Annotated in this window: 14 protein-coding genes; 6 read left to right on the top strand and 8 right to left on the bottom strand. The window is 72.1% G+C overall.

All coding sequences use genetic code 11. From position 1 onward, the window contains the following. The first annotated feature begins 58 nt into the window (after positions 1-58). Positions 59-589: a MarR family winged helix-turn-helix transcriptional regulator gene (locus tag BCAV_RS03890; RefSeq protein WP_083769938.1), complete on the top strand. Its 531-nt coding sequence runs from the start codon at positions 59-61 to the stop codon at positions 587-589. An 85-nt stretch (positions 590-674) separates the two neighbouring features. Here the strand turns inward: BCAV_RS03890 and ispF are convergent, their stop codons facing one another. The 3 genes from ispF to BCAV_RS03875 are packed head-to-tail and all read right to left on the bottom strand — an operon-like array spanning position 675 to position 2,384. Continuing rightward, complete coding sequence (gene ispF, locus BCAV_RS03885) at positions 675-1,154, bottom strand: 2-C-methyl-D-erythritol 2,4-cyclodiphosphate synthase (RefSeq protein WP_012725816.1); 480 nt, start codon at positions 1,152-1,154, stop codon at positions 675-677. After that, entirely contained in the window at positions 1,151-1,882 is a 732-nt protein-coding gene (gene ispD / locus BCAV_RS03880) for a 2-C-methyl-D-erythritol 4-phosphate cytidylyltransferase (RefSeq protein WP_012725815.1), read from the bottom strand. Before ispD ends, ispF begins: the two co-directional genes overlap by 4 nt. A gap of 19 nt (positions 1,883-1,901) precedes the next feature. Then, a complete protein-coding gene (locus tag BCAV_RS03875; protein WP_012725814.1) occupies positions 1,902-2,384 on the bottom strand; it encodes a CarD family transcriptional regulator in 483 nt (160 codons plus the stop codon). Positions 2,385-2,571: 187 nt separating this feature from the next. Between BCAV_RS03875 and BCAV_RS03870 the strand changes: the two genes are divergently transcribed. Continuing rightward, entirely contained in the window at positions 2,572-3,054 is a 483-nt protein-coding gene (locus tag BCAV_RS03870) for a hypothetical protein (protein WP_012725813.1), read from the top strand. 24 nt (positions 3,055-3,078) lie between these two features. Here the strand turns inward: BCAV_RS03870 and BCAV_RS03865 are convergent, their stop codons facing one another. After that, entirely contained in the window at positions 3,079-3,780 is a 702-nt protein-coding gene (locus BCAV_RS03865) for a response regulator transcription factor (protein ID WP_012725812.1), read from the bottom strand. Between the two features lie 28 nt (positions 3,781-3,808). Next, a complete protein-coding gene (locus BCAV_RS03860; protein ID WP_012725811.1) occupies positions 3,809-5,002 on the bottom strand; it encodes a sensor histidine kinase in 1,194 nt (397 codons plus the stop codon). Between the two features lie 177 nt (positions 5,003-5,179). Between BCAV_RS03860 and phoU the strand changes: the two genes are divergently transcribed. From phoU to BCAV_RS03840, 4 genes are all read left to right on the top strand, one after another. Beyond that, entirely contained in the window at positions 5,180-5,878 is a 699-nt protein-coding gene (gene phoU / locus BCAV_RS03855) for a phosphate signaling complex protein PhoU (protein WP_012725810.1), read from the top strand. Between the two features lie 41 nt (positions 5,879-5,919). Continuing rightward, on the top strand, positions 5,920-6,462 hold the full coding sequence (locus BCAV_RS03850) for a DinB family protein (RefSeq protein ID WP_012725809.1): 543 nt from the start codon (positions 5,920-5,922) through the stop codon (positions 6,460-6,462). Between the two features lie 144 nt (positions 6,463-6,606). Beyond that, entirely contained in the window at positions 6,607-14,313 is a 7,707-nt protein-coding gene (locus BCAV_RS03845) for a DUF5979 domain-containing protein (protein ID WP_012725808.1), read from the top strand. Between the two features lie 61 nt (positions 14,314-14,374). Further along, positions 14,375-16,897: a LuxR C-terminal-related transcriptional regulator gene (locus BCAV_RS03840; RefSeq protein WP_012725807.1), complete on the top strand. Its 2,523-nt coding sequence runs from the start codon at positions 14,375-14,377 to the stop codon at positions 16,895-16,897. Positions 16,898-16,903: 6 nt separating this feature from the next. On the opposite strand, the gene BCAV_RS03835 is transcribed toward BCAV_RS03840, so the two are convergent. The 3 genes from BCAV_RS03835 to BCAV_RS03825 are packed head-to-tail and all read right to left on the bottom strand — an operon-like array spanning position 16,904 to position 21,943. After that, complete coding sequence (locus BCAV_RS03835) at positions 16,904-18,625, bottom strand: SulP family inorganic anion transporter (RefSeq protein ID WP_012725806.1); 1,722 nt, start codon at positions 18,623-18,625, stop codon at positions 16,904-16,906. After that, positions 18,622-19,545: a haloacid dehalogenase-like hydrolase gene (locus BCAV_RS03830; RefSeq protein WP_012725805.1), complete on the bottom strand. Its 924-nt coding sequence runs from the start codon at positions 19,543-19,545 to the stop codon at positions 18,622-18,624. The genes BCAV_RS03835 and BCAV_RS03830 overlap by 4 nt, the downstream gene beginning before the upstream one ends. Before the next feature lie 22 nt (positions 19,546-19,567). After that, a complete protein-coding gene (locus tag BCAV_RS03825) occupies positions 19,568-21,943 on the bottom strand; it encodes an arylsulfatase (RefSeq protein WP_012725804.1) in 2,376 nt (791 codons plus the stop codon). Between the last annotated feature and the right edge of the window lie 3 nt (positions 21,944-21,946).

Here is a 21,946-nt window from a genome sequence, read left to right as displayed (position 1 = left end):
AGTCATGTGCTGAGGTTACCTCACTATGAGGTTGCAAGTCAAGAGGTACCCTCAGCACATGAGGGATCGGCGCCGGACGGCCGGGGCGACGTCGGCGCCGGCGAGCGCTGCGGGCGGCGGCGAGCCGCCGGCCCCGACCGGCGGGGCGGCCACGAGCAGCGGCGGTGCGGCGGCCGACGCCCCGCTCGGCGACCTGCTGCTCGCGGCGACCCGCGCGATGCGTCGGCGCTGGGGCGCCGCGCTGGAGCCCTGGGGCCTCGCCCCGCACACGTCCCGCGCGTTGCGGGTGGTGTGCTCCCGCGACGACGACGACGCGCCCCGGCTCGCGGACATCGCCGCCGCGCTGCGGATCGCGCCGCGCTCCGCGACGGAGGTCGTGGACGCGCTCGCGCAGCGCGGGCTCGTCCGGCGCGAGCCGAGCCCGTCGGACCGACGGGCCGTCGTCGTGACGGCGACACAGGAGGGACGACGCGTGCACGACGCCGTCGAGGCTGCCCGCCAGGCCAGCGCGGAGGAGTTCCTGGCACCGCTCTCCGACCCCGACCGCGCGACGCTGCGCGGCCTGCTCGAGCGCCTGATCGCCGACTGACCGCATCTCGCTCGAGGTCGGCAGGAGAGCGTCAGCCGGAGGGCAGCCCGCGCGCCTCGCGGCAGCGAAGACGTCGGGGACGGCGTCAGCCGGCGGGCAGCACCAGCGCCGTCGCGATCGCCGCGAGCCCCTCGCCGCGGCCCGTGAACCCGAGGCCGTCAGTCGTGGTCGCGCTCACCGAGACGGGGCAGCCGGCCGCCTCCGCGAGCGCCGCCTCCGCCTCGGCCCGCCGTGACCCGACCTTCGGCCGCGTCCCGATCACCTGGACGGCGACGTTGCCCGGCACGAACCCGGCGGCCCGCACCCGGGCGGCCGCCTCGCTCAGGAGCGCGACCCCCGCGGCACCGGCCCACTCCGGCCGCGCGGTGCCGAAGTTGGACCCGAGGTCGCCGAGCCCGGCCGCGGAGAGCAGCGCGTCGCACGCGGCGTGGGCGGCGACGTCGCCGTCCGAGTGACCCTCGAGGGCGGGTTCGTCCGGCCAGTGGAGCCCCGCGAGCCACAGACCCGTGCCTGAGGCAGCGAACGCGTGCACGTCGAGCCCGATCCCGGTGCGCGGGAGGCTCACGACGCCTCCGCCAGCAGCAGGGCGGCGACCTCCAGGTCGCGTGCCGTCGTGATCTTCATGGCGAGCTCCTCACCCGGCACCATCCACACGTGCTCGCCGAGCGCCTCGACGAGGCCGGCGTCGTCGGTCGCCGCCGCGCCCTCGTCGACGGCACGGGCGGCTCCCACCTCGTGGGCGCGCACGAGCGCCCCTCGCGCGAAACCCTGCGGTGTCTGCACGGCGCGCAGCTCCGCCCTGTCGACGGTGTCGACCACCAGGACCGCCTCCTCCTCGCCCGACGGCGGTGCGACGCGCTTGATCGTGTCGGTGACGGGCAGCCCAGGAACGACGGCGGCGTGGCCGGCACGCACGCTCGTCGCCACGCGCTCGGCGAGCGAGGTCGGGGCGAGGGCGCGAGCCGCGTCGTGGACGAGCACGACGTCGGCCTCGGGATCGAGGACGGCGAGAGCGGCGGCCACGGAGGCCTGCCGCGTCGCTCCGCCGTCGACCAGCTCCACCGGGACGGCGCACGGGGTGGCGGCGAGCAGGAGATCGCGGACGACGCCGCGATGAGCGGGCGGGACGGCGACGACGATCTGCGTCAGGCCGTCGACGTGCTCGAGCCGACGCAGGGCGTGGAGCAGCAGCGGCGTACCCGCGAGGGACACGAGCGCCTTCGGGACAGCGGTGCCGAGCCTGGTGCCCGCACCCGCGGCGACAAGGATCGCCGCGGTCGGACCGGCGCTCACGCCCCTGGCTCGGACGCCGTCAGGAGGCGAGGACCTCGTCGAGGATCGCCTCGGCCCGGTCCTCCTCGGTCTTCTCCGCGAGCGCGAGCTCCGAGACGAGGATCTGGCGCGCCCGGGCGAGCATGCGCTTCTCCCCGGCGGACAGCCCGCGGTCCTGGTCCCGCCGCGACAGGTCGCGCACGACCTCCGCGACCTTGATCACGTCACCTGACGCGATCTTCTCGACGTTCGCCTTGTACCGCCGCGACCAGTTGGTGGGCTCCTCGGTGTACGGGGCCCGAAGCACCTCGAACACCTTGTCGAGGCCTTCCTTCCCGACGACGTCGCGCACGCCGACGAGATCGACGTTCTCGGCGGGCACCTCGATCGTCAGATCACCCTGCGCGACCCTGAGCCGCAGGTAGAGCTTTTCTTCTCCTCGGATGACCCTGGTGGAGATCTCTTCGATGAGGGCTGCACCGTGGTGCGGGTAGACGACCGTCTCGCCGACATTGAACGTCATGTTGGAGGCACTCCCCTTTCGCGACGCACCATTCTAGCACGCAGAATCTTCACACTTGACGAGAGCAAGCAGCATTTGCGCAGGTCACGGCGGCACCGGACGGCACTCGGCCGCAGGGACCACGATCCCCGACGCTGCCCGGTAGGCTGGCGGCGCGTCCGCCCCCGACCCCTGAGGAGATGCCCCAGTGGCCCGCAGCTCCCGCGCCCGCATCGCCACCGGCGCCATCGCGCTGGTGGCGGCGGCAGCGCTCGTCGCCTGCTCCCCCATCACCACGAACGAGCAGTACGCGGCGAGCGACGGCGTCCTCGTCAGCCTGGGCGACGACGCCTCCCCGGCGGTCACCGGGGAGAACGTGCTCGTGGTCAGCGAGGCGGAGGGCGAGCCGGGCGTCGTCATCGGCGCTCTGACGAACCGCACCGACGGGCCGCGTTCCGTGACGGTCAGCCTCGACGGCGTGGCCCTGACGATCGTCCGTGTGGACGCCGGCGAGACGGTCACGATCGGTACCGAGTCCGGTCCGCAGATCGACATCCCGGCCGTCCCGGCGCCGCCCGGGGCAGTCACCGACCTCGGCTTCGAGACGCCGGAGGACGGCGCCGTCACCGTCGCGGTCCCCGTGCTCGACGGCACCCTGCCCGAGTACGCGGACCTGCTCCCCGCGGGCTGACCGAGCCGACTCGGGCCGCCGGCGTCAGCCGGCGACCAGCTTGTAGCCCAGCCCGCGCACGGTCACGAGCATCTGCGGGATGGACGGGTCGGCCTCGATCTTCGCCCGGAGCCTCTTGACGTGGACGTCGAGCGTCTTCGTGTCGCCCACGTAGTTCGACCCCCAGATCCGGTCGATGAGCTGCCCGCGCGTGAGCACCCGGTCCGGGTTGCGCAGGAACATCTCCAGCAGCTCGAACTCGCGCAGCGGGACGGGCACGAGCTCGCCGTCGACGCGCACCTCGTGCCGGTCCGTGTCCATCCGCACGCGCCCGGCGACGAGCACGGCGTCGTCGTCCTCCAGGTGCCCACCGCCGTCGGCCCCCGCGCCGCGCCGGCGCAGCACCGCCCGGACCCGCGCGAGCAGCTCGCGGTAGGAGTACGGCTTCGTCACGTAGTCGTCGGCGCCGAGCTCGAGCCCCACCACCTTGTCGATCTCGGAGTCCTTGGCCGTCAGCATGATCACCGGGACGTCGCCACGCCGCCGCAGCTCACGGCACACCTCCGTGCCGGACAGCCCCGGCAGCATGAGGTCCAGCAGCACGAGGTCGGCACCCGACCGGTCGAAGGCGTCCAGCGCCTCCGGGCCTGTCGCGACCGCCTCGACGTCGAACCCGTCGCGTTCCAGCTGGTAGCCCAGCGGCTCGCGATAGGACTCCTCGTCCTCGACGAGCAGGATTCTGCTCACGCCTGTGCCTTTCGTCGGTTCCGGTGCTTCACCGGGGAATGATCCGGACCTCGTCCGGAGGTTCGTCGCCCGGGCCTTCGCCCGGAGGTCGGTCGGCGACCGGGATCCGCAGCGTGAACGTCGACCCGCGGCCCGGCGTCGACCACACCCGCACCTCGCCCCCGTGGTCCGCCGCCACGTGCTTCACGATGCTGAGGCCGAGCCCCGTGCCACCCGTCTCGCGGGAGCGTGCGGGGTCGATCCGGTAGAAGCGCTCGAACACGCGCGGCAGCTCGTCCGCGGAGATCCCCACGCCCTGGTCGACGACGGCGATCTCCACCATGCCGTCGTCGGCGGTGTCCACGCCGATCGAGACGCGCGTGCCGCGATCGGAGTACCGCAACGCGTTGTCGAGGAGGTTCCGCAGCGCCGTCACCAGCAGGGCGTGGTCCCCGAAGACCTTCAGGCCCTGCCGGCCCCCGACGGCGATCCCCACGTCGCGTGCCCGTGCCTCGACGCGCGCGCGATCGACGGACTCCGCGACGACGGCGTCGAGGTCGACGGCCGCCGAGTTGAGCAGCGCGTCGGGCTCCTGCAGCCGGGACAGGTCGATGATGTCCTGCACGAGCTCCGACAGCCGCCGTGACTCGCGGCCCATCTGCTCGCTGAACCGGCGCACGGCGTCGGGGTCGCCGGCCGCGTCGCCGATCGTCTCGGCGAGCAGCGCGATCGCGCCGACCGGCGTCTTGAGCTCGTGCGAGACGTTCGCCACGAAGTCGCGTCGCACCTCGTCGAGGCGGCGGGCCGCCGTCCGGTCGTCGGCCAGCACGAGCACGCGCGACCCGGACAGTGCCGCGACCCGGACGTCGAGCGACAGGTGACCGGAGCCGATGCCCGGTCCGCGCGGCACCGTCATCGCGACCTCGCGCACCCCGCCCTCCCGGCGTGCCTCGGCGACGAGGTCGGCGATCGAGGCGTGGGTCAGGCGGCCGTGGCGCAGCAGGCCCAACGCGTGCGCCGACGCGGACGCGCGCAGCACCTCGTCGTCGGCGGCCAGCAGGATGGTCGTCGACCGCAGCGCGGCGAGGACGCCGGCCATGTCGTCGTCGACCGGCAGAGCCGGCGCCTGGTCCGGCGAGGTGCGGCGCTGCGAGCGCTCGCTGAGCCGGAACGCCACCAGGCCGGCGACGATCGCCAGCAGGACGATGACTCCCACCGGGGCGATCGACGAGACTTCGGGCACACCACCAGCGTAGACGCGCGAAACCGCGCCACCGCAGGCAGAACCGGCCACGGCGCCGGGCCCGGGCGATGTTCATCCGGGCGGCACCGCCCGTTCACCTGGGGATGAGACGGTGTCGCGTGCACGTGGGAAACGGCGCTGCCTTCGCCGCGCGCCCACGGACAAGGAGGGACGCACGTGCGGGAGATCTTCCGGCAGGAGCTGGAGCAGGTCGGCGACGACCTGGTCCTCATGGCCAGGCATGTCCAGACCGCGATGGAGCACGCCTCGATCGCGCTCGCGACGGGCGACCTGCGCCTGGCGGAGCGGGTCATCGACGACGACCGGACGGTCGACCAGCTCGAGCAGAGCCTCGACGAGCAGTGCGTCACGCTCCTGGCGAGGCAGCAGCCCGTCGCGACGGACCTGCGTGTGGTGGTCTCCGCGCTGCGCCTGTCCGCCACGCTCGAGCGGATGGGCGACCTCGCGCGGCACGTCGCCCAGGTCGCCCGCGGGCGCTACCCGGAGCTCGCCGTCCCGGAGTCGTTCACCGACGTCTTCCGGAGGATCGCCGACGCCTCGAACACCGTGGCGCGCGACGTCGTCCGGCTCCTCGAGGGTCGCGACCTCGCGCTCGCGGCCACGATCGAGGCCGACGACGACCAGCTCGACGCCCTGCACCGCGAGACGTTCCGGCTCATGCTCGCGCCGCGGGAGAACGCCCGGCCGCTCGACGCACAGCAGGTCGTCGACGTCACCCTCCTGGGCCGCTACTACGAGCGGTTCGGCGACCACGGCGTGTCCGTCGCGCGGCGCATCGCCTACCTCGTGACGGGCGAGGCGTACGGCACCACCATTCCGGACGGCGTCGACGCGCAGATCTCGCGGGGCGCCTGACCGCGCTCGCCGGCTGAGCCGCACGCCGGCGATACTGAGGCGTGGGCGCACCTGACACGCGCGCGATCCACGCGGAGCTGGAACGGGTCCGTGCCGACCTGCGCGGCCTCGTCCGGAACGCCACCACGGCCGAGCTTCGGCTCCGCACCGCAGGCACGCGGTGGACCAACCAGCAGATGCTCTTCCACATGGTGTTCGGCTACATGGTGGTCCTCCGACTGCTGCCACTGGTGCACACGTTCGGGCGCCTCCCGGAGGCCTACAGCCGAGCGTTCGCCGCCACGCTGAACGCGGCCGCCCGCCCGTTCCACGCCGTCAACTACCTCGGCTCCTGCGGCGGTGCGCTCGTGTTCCACGGACCGCGCCTGACCAGGCAGCTCGACCGCACCCTCGACCGGCTCCACCAGAGGCTCGCCGCGGAGACCGCCGCGTCGATGGCGCGGCACATGCACTTTCCGGTGCGCTGGGACCCGTTCTTCGACGACTCGATGACCCCGCCGGAGGTCTACCACTACGCCACGGTGCACTACGCCTTCCACCGGGCGCAGCTCACCCTCGGGGCGGCGACCCCGCCACCCCAGTGATCACGCCGCGAACGGTGGCCGCCGCGACCTCCCGGTGGGGTTCTGCCTCCGGGTGACGCGCCGTGCGCCCTGTGGGAGGCTCGAGCCGCGGTCTGAAGGGGCTCGGGAACGCATGGCGCGAGGCGTGACGGTGGAGGTCAGTTGATGACTCGGGGACTCCGGAGCCGGTTCGGCGAGAGCACGCGGGCGGGACGGGCGCACCGGGAGCGTCGACGTCGCGCGGCGCGCCGCGCGTGGTCCCTCCTCGCGGCGTCCGCGCTCGCGCTGCCCATCGCTCTCGTCCCGGCGCTGAGCGCATCCGCCGCGACGTGGGGCATCAGCAAGCAGGAGATCAGCACCGGGCCGTACGAACCCGGTCAGCAGATCCAGTGGGTCGTGACGATCTCGTGCTCGGACCCGAACCAGGATCCGTGCACCAACGCCGTGCTCACGGACCCGCTCCCGGAGAACCTCGAGCTCGTCAGCGCCTCGGACCAGACGCAGCTGCCGGGCGGAGCGCTCGACGTCGACACGGACACCGACACGGTGACCTACACCAACCCGTCCGTGCCGAACGGTGCCCAGGCCCAGATCGTCATCACGGCGATCGTGGACCCCGACCTCCCGTACAGCGAGAACGGCGTCCCGATCACGAACACCGCAACGGTCGTCGCGGACAACGCACCGGAGCAGTCCGCGTCGGACGACGTGATCCCGGTGGTCGAGCTCGTGCTGGACTCCGAGACCACCAAGACGATCGAACCCGAGGGCGCGCTCGCCGCTCCGGGGACGCCGGCGACGATGACGATCGGCTCGACGAACACGTCCAACGACCCGGTGGACACGCTCGTGATCCAGGACCCGGTGGACCCGACCGCCGTCCCGAACCCGTTCACCTACCTGCAGTACACGAGCACCGGCGACATCACGATGCCGCCGAACGCGACGACCGTGACGCAGGAGTACTGGGACGGCGACTCCTGGGAGCCGCTCGACGCGAGCGTCGACCCCGCGTCCGTCCAGGGCGTCCGCTACACGTTCAGCGGCGACATCCAGCCCGGGGCCACCGCGACGGTCCCCGTGAATGTCGAGCAGAGCGACGCCGTCGCCGACCTCACCGACCCGACGACGATCACGAACGACACGTCGTCCTTCGTGACGCACGCCGAGGGCCAGTCGGAGGAGACGACGGCGAGCGACACGTATGTGGTCACGCCGCCGGACACCAGCGTGACGGCGTCGAAGAGCTTTGACCCCGACACCGTGAGCGCTGGTGACCCGACCACCGTCACGATCGGCGCGACGAACACCGGCACGCCGGTGGACTCGCTCACGATCACGGAGCCGGCACCTGGCACCGACAGCCCGTTCACCGGCGACGACCCGCTGACCTTCACCGGGTTCGGCCCCACAGGTGACGGCACGGGCGTGACGTGGCCGGCAGACGCGACGTCCGCGACGGTGACGTTCAGCTGCGCCGACGGGTCCACGCCGAGCGAGTCCACGACGACGCCGGGCACGCTGCCGAACCCGCCGGCCGGCTGCGACGTCGAGGGCTTCTCCGTCGAGTTCACCGGGTCCATCGTCACGGGCGGCGAGGCGTCGATCCCGTTCACGGCCGACACCGACCCCGACCAGGCGATCGAGGACGTCACCCACACCAACACGATCGAGGCGGAGGTCCCGAGCACCGACCCGGCGACGGCGTCGGACGACCTCGTGACACTCGTCGACCGGCTGGCGACGGACACGGGCAAGCTCATCTCGCCGTCGGAGATCCCGGCCGTGCCCGGGCAGAGCGTCATCGTGCAGCTTCCGAGCGAGCTCCTGCCGTTCGGCCCGGACGGTTCGACGACGAACGCGGACCAGGTCGTCATCTCCGACCCGACCGACCCGGAGAACCCGGACGCGTTCTGGGACCACTTCAGCGCGACGTCCGTGAGGACCACCGACGTCCCGGCGAACTCGACGCTCACGATCAACTACTGGGACGGCGACTCCTGGGAACCCGCCCCGGGCTGCGGTCCGTTCACCGGGCCGGCCACGGTGAGCTGTGACCTGCCCGACGGCGCCCAGGGCGTGCAGTTCGTCTACGACTCCACCGGCGACGGGTTCCCCCCGGGCACCCAGTTCCAGCCGAACTTCACCGCCGAGTTCACGGGTCCAGAAGGTTGGGACGACCCGCTGGAGAACTGCGGCGCCTCGAGCGCATCGTCGGCCACCGTGCCGCCGACGCCCCCTGCCGAGGGCTGCGCCACCGTCGATCCCTTCCCCGTCGACGGCGACGGCCCGGGCGACTTCATCGAGAAGTCGTTCCTCGGCGACCCGCCGGTCAGCGTCCTGGCGCGCTCCGACGGCCAGGTGACGGCACAGATCACCTGGTCCACCGGTGGCTTCACGGGCGTGGACCCGATGGTCATCTCCGACATCGCGGCGCCGGAGACGACGGACATCGCCGACTCCTTCTACGACGCGTTCAACCTGGTGTCGGTCGGTCCGATCGACGCCTCGGTCGACCCGCTCATCGCCTACGACCAGGTGACGGGCGTCGAGCTGTTCATCGGCGGCGCCTGGGTGCCCGCCTCGGGCGACCCGTGCCCCTGCGACGGATCGTTCCCGGGCTACACCCTGACCGCGGACGAGCAGGAGGCGGCGACGTCGGTCCGGCTCACCTACACGGAGTCCCCGTCGCGGACCACCGACGACCCGCTCGCACCGCAGCCGGGCGAGGGTGTCGCGAGGTCGACGGCGGCGGACGGCCGCCACCTCAACCTGACCTTCCAGGTCCGGGACTTCAAGCGCAGCGACGGCACCCCGGCGCTCGGCTCGACGAACGGGACCATCTACAACACGGACGACCCCGGCCTCGTCAACGACACCGCCCGCGGGACGGCCACCTTCGACGGTGAGGACTTCATCGCCGACGACGACGACAACGTGCTGATCATCGACCAGCCGCTCAACGTCGGGGTGGCGAAGGACTGGACGGGCGGGCCGATCTCGGTTCCGCCGTCGGACACCCCGGCGGAGTTCTACCCGAGCACCGACGTGGTCATCACCGGGACGAACGAGTCGGCGGCCAAGGTGGACCAGCTGCGCCTGGTCGAGCCGGGCGTCCCCGACTCGGGTGACGTGCAGACGGCCGACGGGACGAAGCCGTTCGACGCGTTCACCCTCACCGCGATCGACATCACGCCGCCGGCCGGGACCGACACGACGACCGTCACGCTGCACTACGACGACGACACCACCGCCACGTTCACGGAGGCGGAGGCCGAGGCACTGGCCGCGAGCGACCTGGTCGACGTCGTCGGCATCGAGGTCGCGTTCGACGGCCTGGTCGAGGCAGGTGCGTCCGGCGTGCTGGACCTGACGCTCCAGCTGCGCGAGCTCGACCGCTACACCGGTGACCCGATCACCGTCGCCGGAGACAGTCCGGTCCCCGACGGCGCGGTCGCGACGATCGACGACCCGGGCGGCGTCCCCGGGTCGGACGTCCGGCTCGCCTACGACGACGCCGAGATGGTGCTGCAGGACGCCGCCATCGCGATCGAGGTCGGCAAGTCGTTCACGCCGGACACGATCGTCGAGCCGAACCACGGGCAGGGCGGGGCGGACGACGCGCCGGTCGTCATGACGCTCACGGGCCAGCCGCTCGGCCCGTCCCGCGCCGTCGAGATGGTGCTGACGGACGACGACCCGCAGTTCTGGAACTCCTACGACTTCGTGGCGTTCGACCCGAGCGCGGCCCTCGTGGCGCCGATCCAGCAGGTCCAGGTGGACGCGTACACCGGCGGCACGTTCACGGCCGGCCCGGGCGGCGTCGTCGTCACCGGGGGCGGCTGGGTGACCGGCACGCCGTCGGGCACGTTCGCTCTGCCCGCCGGGGTGGCCCCGGAGGACGTCCAGGGGCTGCGGTTCACGTTCAGCCGGACGGACGGGTCGATCTGGGAGAACCCGGCGACGCCGACGCAGGCGGTCCCGATCCAGATCCTGCGGCGCGACGACATGCGCACCGGCGGTCCGGTGCTGCCGGACCTCGAGGCCAACCCGCCGGGGCCGGGTGAGACGGCGCCCGGCGTCACGAGCAACTCGGTGGACGGCACGGTCACCGGTGCGGACCTCGTGGTCGACCCGGACACGGGCGACCTCGTCCCGGTGAGCGGCGACGACACCGACGACGCGCAGATCCTCTACGCCCACGCCACGAACGCCGTCGCGATCGTCAAGGACTTCAACGGCGTGCCGTCCGGGGGCACCGCGGCACCCGGCGCCGTCATCCCCATGAACATCGCGATCACGAACACCGGGAACCGGCCGATCGTGGACCCGGTCGTCGTGGACGACCCGATGCCTGCGGACGCCGACGGCGCCCAGCTCCGGCTCGCGGACGTCGCCGATCCCTTCGCCTACGCGCTCTCGGGTGCCGCCGATCCCGACCCGAGCACGCCCGACCTGCCCGAGGACCCGGCGGACGTCACGGCTGACGTGACAGGAGACATCGACGCCCTGGCGTTCACGTTCCCGCCGGGCTCGGCCCTCGAGGTGGGCCAGACGTACACGATCACCGTGATGGTGCGGTTCCGCGTGGGCCTGCCCGCGCAGACCCTCGTGCAGAACACGGCCGCGGTCACGGGCGACCGACCCTGGGACGGCTGCGAGGCGCGCCTGAACCCGACCACCGGGGCGTGCGAGGCCGACGCCGACATCACGCCGATCGGGGCCGGCGTCCTCGCCCAGTCCAAGTTCGTCAAGGCGACGAACGACGACGAGCTCGACGTGTTCGTCGATCCGGCGGCGCCCATCCAGGACGTCGAGTGCATCCCGGGCGCCGATGGCTTCTACGCGTACCCGTGCACGCCGGTGATCGCACCGGGCGGGCTGGAGACGTGGCGGATCCGGGTCGACAACGTGGGCAACCTGCCGATGGACCGCGTCGTGGTCTACGACCGCTGGCCCGCGCTCGGCGACACCGGCTCGTTCGCCGACTCGCCGCGTGGGTCGCAGTGGTCGCCGATCTTCACGATCGACCCGCCGCCCACGCTGATCAACGCACCGCCCGGCGCGGAGATTCTCGCGGCGTACACGACGTCGGACGACTACTGCATGGACGACCTCAACGACCCGATCAACGCCCCGCAGTGTCCCGACGACCCGGTGGCCGGGTGGGTGGAGTTCACCGGTGCCGAGACACCGGAGCTCGTCGCCTCCATCACGGCGCTCCGGTTCATCGTGACGTTCCCCGAGGACGATCTCTTCCAGCCCGGCGAGTTCATCGGGTTCGAGGGCACGACGCGCACGCCGGCCACGGCGCCGGAGGCCGGGGACCGCTCGATCGCCTGGAACTCCGCTGCCGCCTCGGCGGTGGTCGTGTCGCCGCAGGGCGACATCGACCTGCTCCCCACGGAGGGCACGAAGGTCGGCGTCGCGACGGCGACCGGCTCGCTGCAGGTGGACAAGCTGGTGACCGGCCCGGGCGCGGACTTCGCACCGGACGAGTTCGAGCTGTTCGTCCAGTGCACCTCGGCCATCGGCACGCCGGTGGAGACGGTCCTGGATCCGATCCCGATCACCGTCACGCCAGGCGAACCCGTGACGGTGCCGAACCTGCCGTACGGCGCGGAGTGCACGATCACGGAGGACGGGAGCAACGGCGAGACGGAGCTCGTCGTGGGCACGGTCACGATCGGCGAGGAGCCGGACGTCGCGACGATCGAGGCCGTCAACGTGTACCAGCTCGCCGGGCTGGAGCTGTCGAAGACCGTCGAGTCGGACGCGGTCGACGAGAACGGCGACCCGATCCCGTTCGGGCCCTTCGAGGCGGAGGTCGAGTGCACCTTCCTCGGCGACGAGGTCTTCGCGGACGGCTATGCGCCACCCGGGCCGATGCTGGTGGAGCTCGAGGACGGCGCGGACCCGGTCGCCCTCACGGGTCTGCCCGCGGGTGCGGAGTGCACCATCACCGAGTCCGACACGGCGGGAGCGAGCTCGACGTCCATCACCGTCACGCAGGACGGCGCGGACCCGGTCATCACGGACGGCACGTCGGCCACGGTGGTGCTGACCCCGGACACGCTGCCCGGCGGCGGGCCCACCACCGACGTCGCGGTGACGAACGTGTTCGACGTCGGCGCCCTCGACCTGCTGAAGGTGGTCGACGGCGACGGCGCCGAGGAGTGGGGCGCCGGACCGTTCACGATCGCCGTCCAGTGCACGTTCGACGACGACGGCGACGGGCCGCTCGAGCCGCGCGTCGTCTACGACAGCACCGTCACGCTCGGCGGTGCCGGACCTCTCGACGCGCAGATCGCGAACGTGCCCACGGGAGCCGTGTGCACGGTCACCGAGGTGGACGACGGCGGGGCGACCGGCGCCGTCGTCGTGCCGGACACCGTCACGATCGGCGACGACGAGCCGGTCCAGGTCGTCATCACGAACACGTTCGACGTCGGCTCGATCGACGTGACCAAGGCCATCGCCGGGCTCGGCGCGATCTACGGCCCCGGACCGTTCGAGGTGTCGGTGGCGTGCACGTACGAGGACGTCGAGCTGACGATCCCCGGCGGTCCGACCCGGGTGATCGAGGTGGGCGAGACGGTGACGTACGACGGCCTGCCGGTCGGGTCGGAGTGCACGGTCACCGAGACGGACGACGCCGGTGCGACCGAGACCACGATGACCGTGGACGGCGGCGAGCCGGTGGACGGCACGTCGGTCGACGTCGTCGTCCCGCCGACCTCGGACGGCGAGCCCACGAGCGTCACGGTGAACGTCAGGAACGTCTTCGCTGTCGACCCGCTGCTGGTGCAGAAGGTCGTGACCGGGGACGGCGCGCAGTACGCCACGGGGCCGTTCGAGGTCTCCCTCGCGTGCACGTTCGAGGGTCAGTCCCTCCCGATCCCGGGCGGTCCGACGCGAGAGCTGGAGCTCGACGCCGACGACACCGCGACCGCCGCGTACTTCGGGCTGCTCGACGGGTCGGAGTGCACGCTCACGGAGACGGACCAGGGCGGCGCGACGTCGGTCACGATCGATCCGGAGACGGTGATCGTCACCCCGGACGAGACGCCGGGCGTCCCGGACCCGATCGTCATCACGGTGGCGAACACGTACGACCTGGGCTCGATCGTCGTCGAGAAGGTCGTGGACGGCGACGGGGCGGCGTTCGTCGTCGCCCCGTTCGAGGTGAGCCTCGCGTGCACGTTCGAGGGCGCACCGATCGAGGTCCCGGGCGGGGCGACCCGTGAGGTCACCCCGGACGCCCCGGCGTCCTACGACGGGCTCCCGGTCGGTGCCGAGTGCGTGGTGACGGAGACCGACGATGCCGGGGCGGCGTCGTCGTCGATCTCCACCACGGTCGAGGGTGGCCAGCCGGGCCAGGTCGTGGTCCCGGGCGCTGACGCCGACCCGGCGGCGGTCACCGTGACGAACACGTTCGACGTCGGCTCCCTCGTCGTGGAGAAGGTCGTGGACGGAGCCGGGGCCGCGACCGCGCCGACGTCGTTCGAGGTCAGCCTCGCGTGCACGTTCCAGGATGCGGCGATCGAGGTTCCGGGCGGGGCGACCCGCGACGTGAGCCCAGGTGAACCGGCCACGTACGACGGCCTGCCGGTCGATGCCGAGTGCGTGGTGACCGAGACCGACGACGGCGGGGCGGCGTCGTCGTCGATCTCCACCACGGTCGAGGGTGGCGAGCCGGGCCAGGTGGTCGTGCCGGCAGCCGGCGCGGATCCGGCCGTGATCACCGTGACGAACACGTTCGACCCCGGTCTCCCGCCGACCGGGTCGGACTCCGTGTGGCTGCTCCTGCTCGCGGCGCTGCTGGTGGGCGGTGGCGCCATCACGCTCGCGGCTCGACGGCCGGCGCCGTAGGTCCGAGACCGAGGGGTGGCGCCGCCGCGCGCGACGGCGCCACCTCTCCTACGGTTCCCTCATGAGGGGCGGTACTGCCATCGACCGGCCGCGGCTCGGCGCGGCGCTCGACGACGCCGTCACGCGCGCACCCGTCACGCTCGTCTCGGCACCGGCCGGGTACGGGAAGACGACCCTCGTGCGCGGCTGGGCCGTGGGCCGGGCCGGCGTCGCGTGGCTCGACGTCGACGCGTCGGTGGCCCGGCCGCTCGCCCTCTTCCGTGCGGTGGCGTCATCGGTGGCCGGGCAGGTCGAACCGGACGCGGCCGGCCGGCTGTCCCAGCTCGCCCGCGACGCGGCCCGCGAGGGCAGCGTGCCGTGGGCGGACCTGCTCGACGGCCTCGTCGCCGCGCTCGACGACACGTGCGACCCGGTCGTGCTCGTGCTCGACGACGCCCACCGGCTCGGACTGGACGAGCCGAACGTGCTGGCGCACCTCGTGCGCATCCGCCATCCCGCGCTCCGACTGGTGCTGCTCGCCCGTCACGACCCGCCGCTCGCGCTGCACCGGCTGCGTCTCGACGGCGCGCTCGCCGAGATCCGCGCGGACGAGCTCGCGCTCACGACGGACGAGGTCGCCGCGCTGCTGCACGCCGAGGCGCTGACACCGTCCGAGGACGACGCCCGCGCCCTCGGGCGCGCCACCCAGGGCTGGCCCGCGGCGGTCCGGCTCGCCGCCCTCGCCCTCTCGGGCCGGGCGGGGACACGGGAGATCACCGCGCCGGCGGAGGAGGGCGAGACGCTGGTCGGCTACCTGTCCGAGCAGGTCCTGGACCTGCTGCCCGATGACGTCGCCGCCTTCGTGCTCGACGCGACGACGAGCGACCGCGTGACGGGCCCGCTCGCCGCCTCGCTCGTCGGCGACGACGGCGCCCGCCTGCTCGGCGAGTGCGTGCATCTCGCGGTCTTCCTCGATACGGACGGATCGGTCGGCGACGATCCGGCGTACCGGTGGCAGTCCGTGTTCGCCCGGCACGTCCGTGCCCTCCGCCGCCGGACGGATCCCGCGCGTTCCCGCGACCTCCACACGAGGGCCGCGCGCTACTGGGCGCCGCACGATCCGCGGTCAGCGGTGGAGCACGCCGTGGCGGGCAGCGACGTCGACCTGGCGGCCCGGATCGTGATCGATCGGTCCTGGGAGCTCATGGCCGCGGGCGAGCTCGACACGCTGTCCGACCTGGCGGGTGCCAGCGCGGCGAGCGACCGCCACCGGACCGACCTCCTGCTGATCCGGGCGGCGGGTGCGTACGCGGGGGCGGACCTCGCCACCGGTGACGCCCTGCTCGCCTGGGTGCCCCGCGAGACCGCCGCGGTGGTACCGCGCGCGCTCGTCGAGCTCGTCGCCGTGCCGGCTCGGCCCGATGACGACGCCGTGCGCCGAGCCTCCGAGCTCCTGGCAGGACCCGTCCACCTCGATCCCGCGACTCGTGCCGCCCTCCTCCTCCACCTCGGGCGCGCGCGTGGGGGCACGGACCCGGACGGCGCGGCGGCCGAGCTGTTGCGCGAGGCCGAGCGAGCGGCGGCCACCGCCGGCCTTCCGGTCATCGAGCTCGCTGCGGCGGCCGAGCGGAGCCTCGCGATGGCCGCCTCCGCCCCCGGCCACGCCGACCTGGCGGCCGTGGCCGCCGTCGAACGTGCGACTCGCTCGGCTCACGGCTCGGCGTCGTTCCTCGCCCCGGCCCACCTGGCACGAGGCCTTCACGCGTTCTGGCGCGACGACCTCGGGCTCGCACGCGAGCTCCTGACACTGGCGCGCGACGCGAGCGCACGCGACGCCACGCACGCCGTCGCCGCGGCCGTGCTCCAGATGACGGCCGACCTCCAGGGCGACGGCGCCGCCCTCAGCTCGGGCGTGGGCTCGGGCTGGCCGACCCTGGACACGCTCGTCCACGCGCACCGTCTCGCGACGAAGGGCGATCTCGGGGCGGCTGTGCACACCGTGCGTGAGATGCCCGACGGCCCGCGGCTGCCGATCGTCTCGGTCTGGGAGGCGGAGTACCTGCGCCGCGGCGGCCTCGCCGACGCGGCGTCCCGCGCACTGAGGAGCGCGCAGACGCCGGAGGGCGGGCACCTCGCCGTCGCCGCCGGCCTCACCTGGGTGCTGCTCGCCCTCGACGCCGGCCGGCCCAGCGACGCGCATCGTGGCCTCGAGCTGGCGATCACGCGCGCGGCCTCGATCGGTTCGATCCGCCCGTTCCTCGAGCGAGCGCACGACCTGGCGGCGCCGCTCGCCGCGCACCTGACGCGCGGGACGGCGCACGAGGCCTTCGTAGTCGAGGTCCTGGCACGCGCCGAGGCCACGGGCGCACCCCGTCCCGCCACGCCCTGGGACCTCACCGAACGTGAGCGCCTGGTGCTGTCGTTCTTGCGGTCCAGCATGACCGCCGCGGAGATCGCCGTCTCGCTGAGCATCACGCTGAACACCGTGAAGACCCACCAGCGGGCGATCTACCGCAAGCTCGGGGCCACGGGGCGGCGGGAGGCGCTACGGCTCGCCGAGAGCCGAGGGCTCCTCACTCCCGCCACCGGGATCGCGCTCGGTTGAGCCGGCTCACGCGGGAGAGCGCGCGCCGATCGCCGCCAGCGCGTCGTCGACCGTCTCGAGCACCCGGCCGGAGTCGCGCAACCCCGAGAACCAGGACGACTCCGCCGCTGCCGCCTGCACATCTGGCGGAACGCGCGTGAGGTACAGCCGGGCACCGAGGTCGCCGAGCTCGCGGTCGAGGTCCCTCAGGCCACCGACGACGGTCGACGTCAGCATGCGCATCGCATCCACTTCGAGCACGACGGCGTCCGGCCGCGTCACGCTCGCCCACGCGACGATCTGGTCGGCGGTGGGGCGGACGTTGGCGGTGTAGAGGCCGCCGTCGAGATGCAGGGCGAGGACCGTGGCGTCACCGGCCCGGACCGTCTGCGGTTCGTCGACCTCGGCCCGCAGAGGCGCCCAGCCGCCGCCGTCCCGCGCGACCAGGGGCACGACCCGCGGTCGGTCGAGCTCCCGCAGCACGAGGAAGAGGGTGAGCACCACGCCGACCCCGACGGCGGCGAGCAGCCCGACGACGAGCCCCACCACCGCTGTCAGGGCGGCGACGACGAACTCGGTGCGGTTGAGCCGCCACAGGTGAGAGAACTCCCGCAGGTTGATGAGCCCGAGCGTGGCCACGAAGACCATCGCTCCGAGCGTCGCCTGCGGGAGGTCGTCGAGCACCGGCGCGAGGAACAGGGCGACGGCGACCGCCAGCACCATGGTGACGATCCCGGCGAGCTGGGACCGGGCGCCGGCACGCTGGTTGACAGCCGTCTGCGAGAAGCCGCCCGCGGGCGGCATCGCCTGCGTGAAGGCCCCGACGGTCGCCGCGACGCCGTTCGCGAACAGCTCCCGGTTCGGGTCGATCTGTGGCTCGCTCCTCCGTCGCACACCGCGGGCGACGGAGACCGTCTCGAGGAACGCCATGACGGCGATGGCGAGGGCGCCCGGCAGCACCGAGCTGACCACGCCGACGTCCGGGAGCACGAGATGCGGCAGTCCCGGTTCGACCGGGTCGATGAGCGCGACGCCGCGGTCGGCGATCCCGGCGAGCGCCACGAGCAGGATGCCGCCGGCGACGACGACGAGGGGCGCGGGCAGCCGGGGGACGAACCGGGCGAGCAGCACGAGCGCCGCCACGCTCGCGACCGAGAGGAGCAGCGTCGGCACGTTCACCTGGTCGAACGCCGCGATCGCCGCGCGGACGACGCCGAAGAAGCCGGTGCCCTCAGGTGCGGGCTCCACGCCGAGGAGCTTCGGCAGCTGACCGGCCGCCACCGTCGCGCCGACGCCGGTCTTGATCCCGATGACCGTCGCCTGCGAGATGTTCTCGACGAGCCCGCCGAGGCGCAGCACACGGGCGAGGAGCAGCGCGAGCCCGACGAGCAGCGTCAACGTGCACAGCGCCGCGCTGGGGTCGTCCGCGCCGGCGACGATCCCCGCGGTCAGGAGCGTCGTCGCGCTGAGCGTGGCGATGGTCGACGTCGTGCTCATGCTCAGCGTCGTCGACCCACCGAGCAGCGCGTACACGAGCATCGGCACCATGCACGTGTAGAGACCGAACGTGACGGGCAGGCCGGCGATCGTCGCGTACGCCATCGCCTGCGGGACGACGACGGCGCCCGCGGCGAGTCCGCCGACGACGTCGCCACCGATCCAGCGCCGGTCGTACCCGCGCAGGGTCGGCAGCAGCCAGGCGCGCCCCAGCCCCGTCGGCGCGACCGAGGGCGCCGGCCAGGAGCTCACGGACCCGCGGGGAAGACGCGCGACCAGTCGTCCTTGATGCTGATCAGCTGGAAGCCGTGCTCCGACGCGACGTCGAGCGCCCGCTCCGCCCCCTTGTCGTACGGCGGGTCGCCGCGCCCGGTGTCGTCGTCGTGGTGCACGAGCAGGCTCAGGCTGCGCGGGTGCTTCTGCACGAACCGGAGCATCTCGACGTCGCCGTTCGAGTTCCCGCCGGCGAGGATCGGGCGGCGGCCGATCCGGCTCCAGATCCGCACCGGCTTCATCGGGCCGTCGTCCATGTAGTCGAACGACGTGGAGTACCGGACGTCGTTCGACTCGGCGTCGTACTCCAGCCCGACCGCTGACCCGACCACGCGCTCGGGCGGGATCCCGTAGTAGTCCTCGGTCATGGGCCGCATGAAGTCGCGGTCCCCGCCGGACACGATGTACGTCGTGAAGTCGTGCGCCTCGAGATACCCGAGCAGCTCGACCATCGGCTGGTACACCGCACGGCTGTACGGGTGGTGCAGCGTGAGGTGCTTGGCGTCGCGGTAGAACGCCGCGACCGAGGCCTGGTAGTCCTCGACGCTCTCGTGCGCCGTCGAGGCGAGGATCGCGCCGATCATCACCTTGAGGTCGGAGTCGTCGCCGGCGTAGTGCTTGTCGACGGCCCCGCCGAGCCAGGCGAAGTCCCCGTTCGCCGCCGCCTGGTACGGCTGGCGGTCGGCGAGCGACGGGTCCGCCTGGGCGGCCGCCGCCCACTGCTGCACGATGAAGTGCAGCTGCGTGGGCATCGGCTTCTCGGTCCAGAGCGTGCCGTCGTTGTCGAACACGGCGACTCGCTCGGCCTCGGGTACGGCGTCCGCCCCGCTCGTGACCGCCTCGACGAACTCGACGATGGCGGCACGAGCGGACCCGTCCGCCCAGGACGCGAGGGTCATCACTTCCTCATCTCCGCGCGCACTACTGCTGCGCCATCAAGGCTTCGAGCGTGATGTGCGACGGCACCAGGTGGCTGTGGTCGTCGTCGCCCTGCACGACCTTGATCCATTCGATACGACCTTTAAACCCGTTGTCGCGAGCACCGTACGCCGAGACGACAGGAGATCCCGTGTCGCGACCGACGTCCGTCGTCTCGTCGAACGAGTACAGCGTGATGTGCGTGCGCTCGACGCGACCCTCTCCGACCGGCTCGCCGTCGATGTAGAGCGACGCGAGCCCGCCCTTGCCGAACCCTCCGCCGTCGTAGGCGAATTCGATCCGGAGTTGGTGCTCACCCGCGACGACCGGCTCCGCCGAGCGCGCCGTGTACTCGATCACGCCGACGAACGAGTACGTGTACACGAGGTGCCCATCCGCGTCGAGGAACAGGGCCCAGCCGCCGGTGCGGCCGCCCTGGGAGAGCAGCACCCCGCGGCCACCGGCCTCCGCGACCTGCACCTGCGCTGTGATCGAGAACGACTTCGCCTTCAAGTCAAGCATCACGTTCTCGGTGAGCCCGCTCATCCCCTCGAAGAGCACGAGCTCTTTGCCCTTCACGAGCGTCGGGCGGTGCGCGAGGCCGGGGACGAGTCGCTCGGCGGTTCGATCATCGAGCGGGTACACGTTGAATCTGGCGGCCTGGATCATGAAGATCTTCTTGAGCTCTTCGAGCTTCTCGGGCTGCTCCTTCGCGAGGTCGTGCGCCTGGGTCCAGTCGGTCGAGCCGTCGTAGAGCTCCCAGCGGTCGTCGGCGAAACTTCCGCCGTGCTGCCCCATCTGGGTGTCCCACGGCGTGTGGTGCTTCGTGACCGCCGACCAGCCGTTGTGATAGATGCCACGGTTCGTGAACATCTCGAAGTACTGCGTCGTGTGCGTCTCGGGGGCATCGCCCTCGTCGAACGAGTACGTCATCGAGTAGCCGTGCAGCGGCTCCTGCGTCACTCCATGCACCAGTACCGGTGCCGGAACCTTCGCCGCCTCGAAGATCGTGGGGGCGAGGTCGATGACGTGCGTGAACTGGTGGCGCAACTCGCCCTTCGATTCGAAGCCGTTGGGCCAGTGCACGATCGTGCCGTTGCGTGTGCCGCCCCAGTGCGACGCGACCTGCTTGGTCCACTGGTAGGGGGCGTTGAGTCCGTGCGCCCACGCGATCGAATAGTGCGGATACGACTCGACCCCACCCCATTCGCCGAGGTGCTCGAGCATGTACTCGGTCGTCATCAGGTCGGCGCCGCCGTTCGTGCCTGCCACGCCGTTGAAGCTGCCGACCTCACCGCCTTCCGCCGAAGCGCCGTTGTCGCCGATGATGTAGTAGACGAGCGTGTCCTCGAGAATGCCGAGCTCATCGAGCGAGTCGATCAGGCGACCCGTGTGGAAGTCGGCGAACTCGAGGAAGCCCGCGTAGTTCTCCATCTGCCGCCGCAACACCTTCTTGAGGTCCTCAGGCTGGTCGTCCCAGTTGGGAATCCCCTCGCTCGGTGCCGTGAGGTCGGCGTCCTGTGGAACGACCCCAAGCTCCTTCTGGCGGGCGATCGTGCGCTCGCGGAGAGCCTCCCATCCGTCGTCGAACTGGCCCTTGTACTTGTCGGCCCATTCCTTCGGAACGTGGTGGGGCATGTGCGTCGCACCCGGCGCGAAGTACGTGAAGAACGGGCGGTCGGGAGCCAGTGCCTTCTGCTGCTTGATCCAGTTGATCGCCTGATCCGTCATGTCCTCCATGAAGTGGTAGCCCTCCTCAGGAAGCTTCGCCTGCTCGACCGGGCTGGTGCCCTGACGGATCGCCGGATAATACTGGTTCGTCTCTCCGGCCGTGAAACCGTAGAAGTATTCGAACCCGTTGCCGGGACTCGGCCAGTGGTCGAAGGGCCCGACGCCGCTTGTCTCCCAGGCCGGCACCTCGTGGCACTTGCCGAACTGTGCGGTAGAGAAACCGTTCAGCCGGAGCACCTCGGCGACCGGGGCGCACGTGTTCGGTCGTACGCTGTTGTACCCCGGCGCATTCGTCGCGGTCTCGGTGATGGATCCCATGCCTACCGTGTGGTGGTTGCGACCTGAGAGCATCGCCGCCCTCGTGGGCGAGCACAGTGCCGTCGTGTGGAAGCGCGTGTACTTCAGCCCGCCTGCGGCGAGGCGCTCCGCCGTCGGCATGTTGACCGGCCCGCCGAAGGCACGCGAAGCCCCGAAACCGACGTCGTCCAGCAGGATCACGAGCACATTTGCTGCCCCGTCAGGAGCCGTCACCCGAGGCACGGCGGGGAAGGTCGTGTCCGCATCGGTCGCGTCGTAGGTGAACGCGCCTGCGTACCGCTGATCAGGGATCGGGAGCACAGTGCGTGATGCACGGTCGTTCGTCGTCATGTG

The sequence above is a fragment of the Beutenbergia cavernae DSM 12333 genome, from assembly GCF_000023105.1.
In the GTDB taxonomy this organism is placed as follows: domain Bacteria; phylum Actinomycetota; class Actinomycetes; order Actinomycetales; family Beutenbergiaceae; genus Beutenbergia; species Beutenbergia cavernae.
The sequence above is the reverse complement of the archived record's forward strand: the minus strand, read 5'-3'. Positions and strand labels throughout refer to the sequence as shown.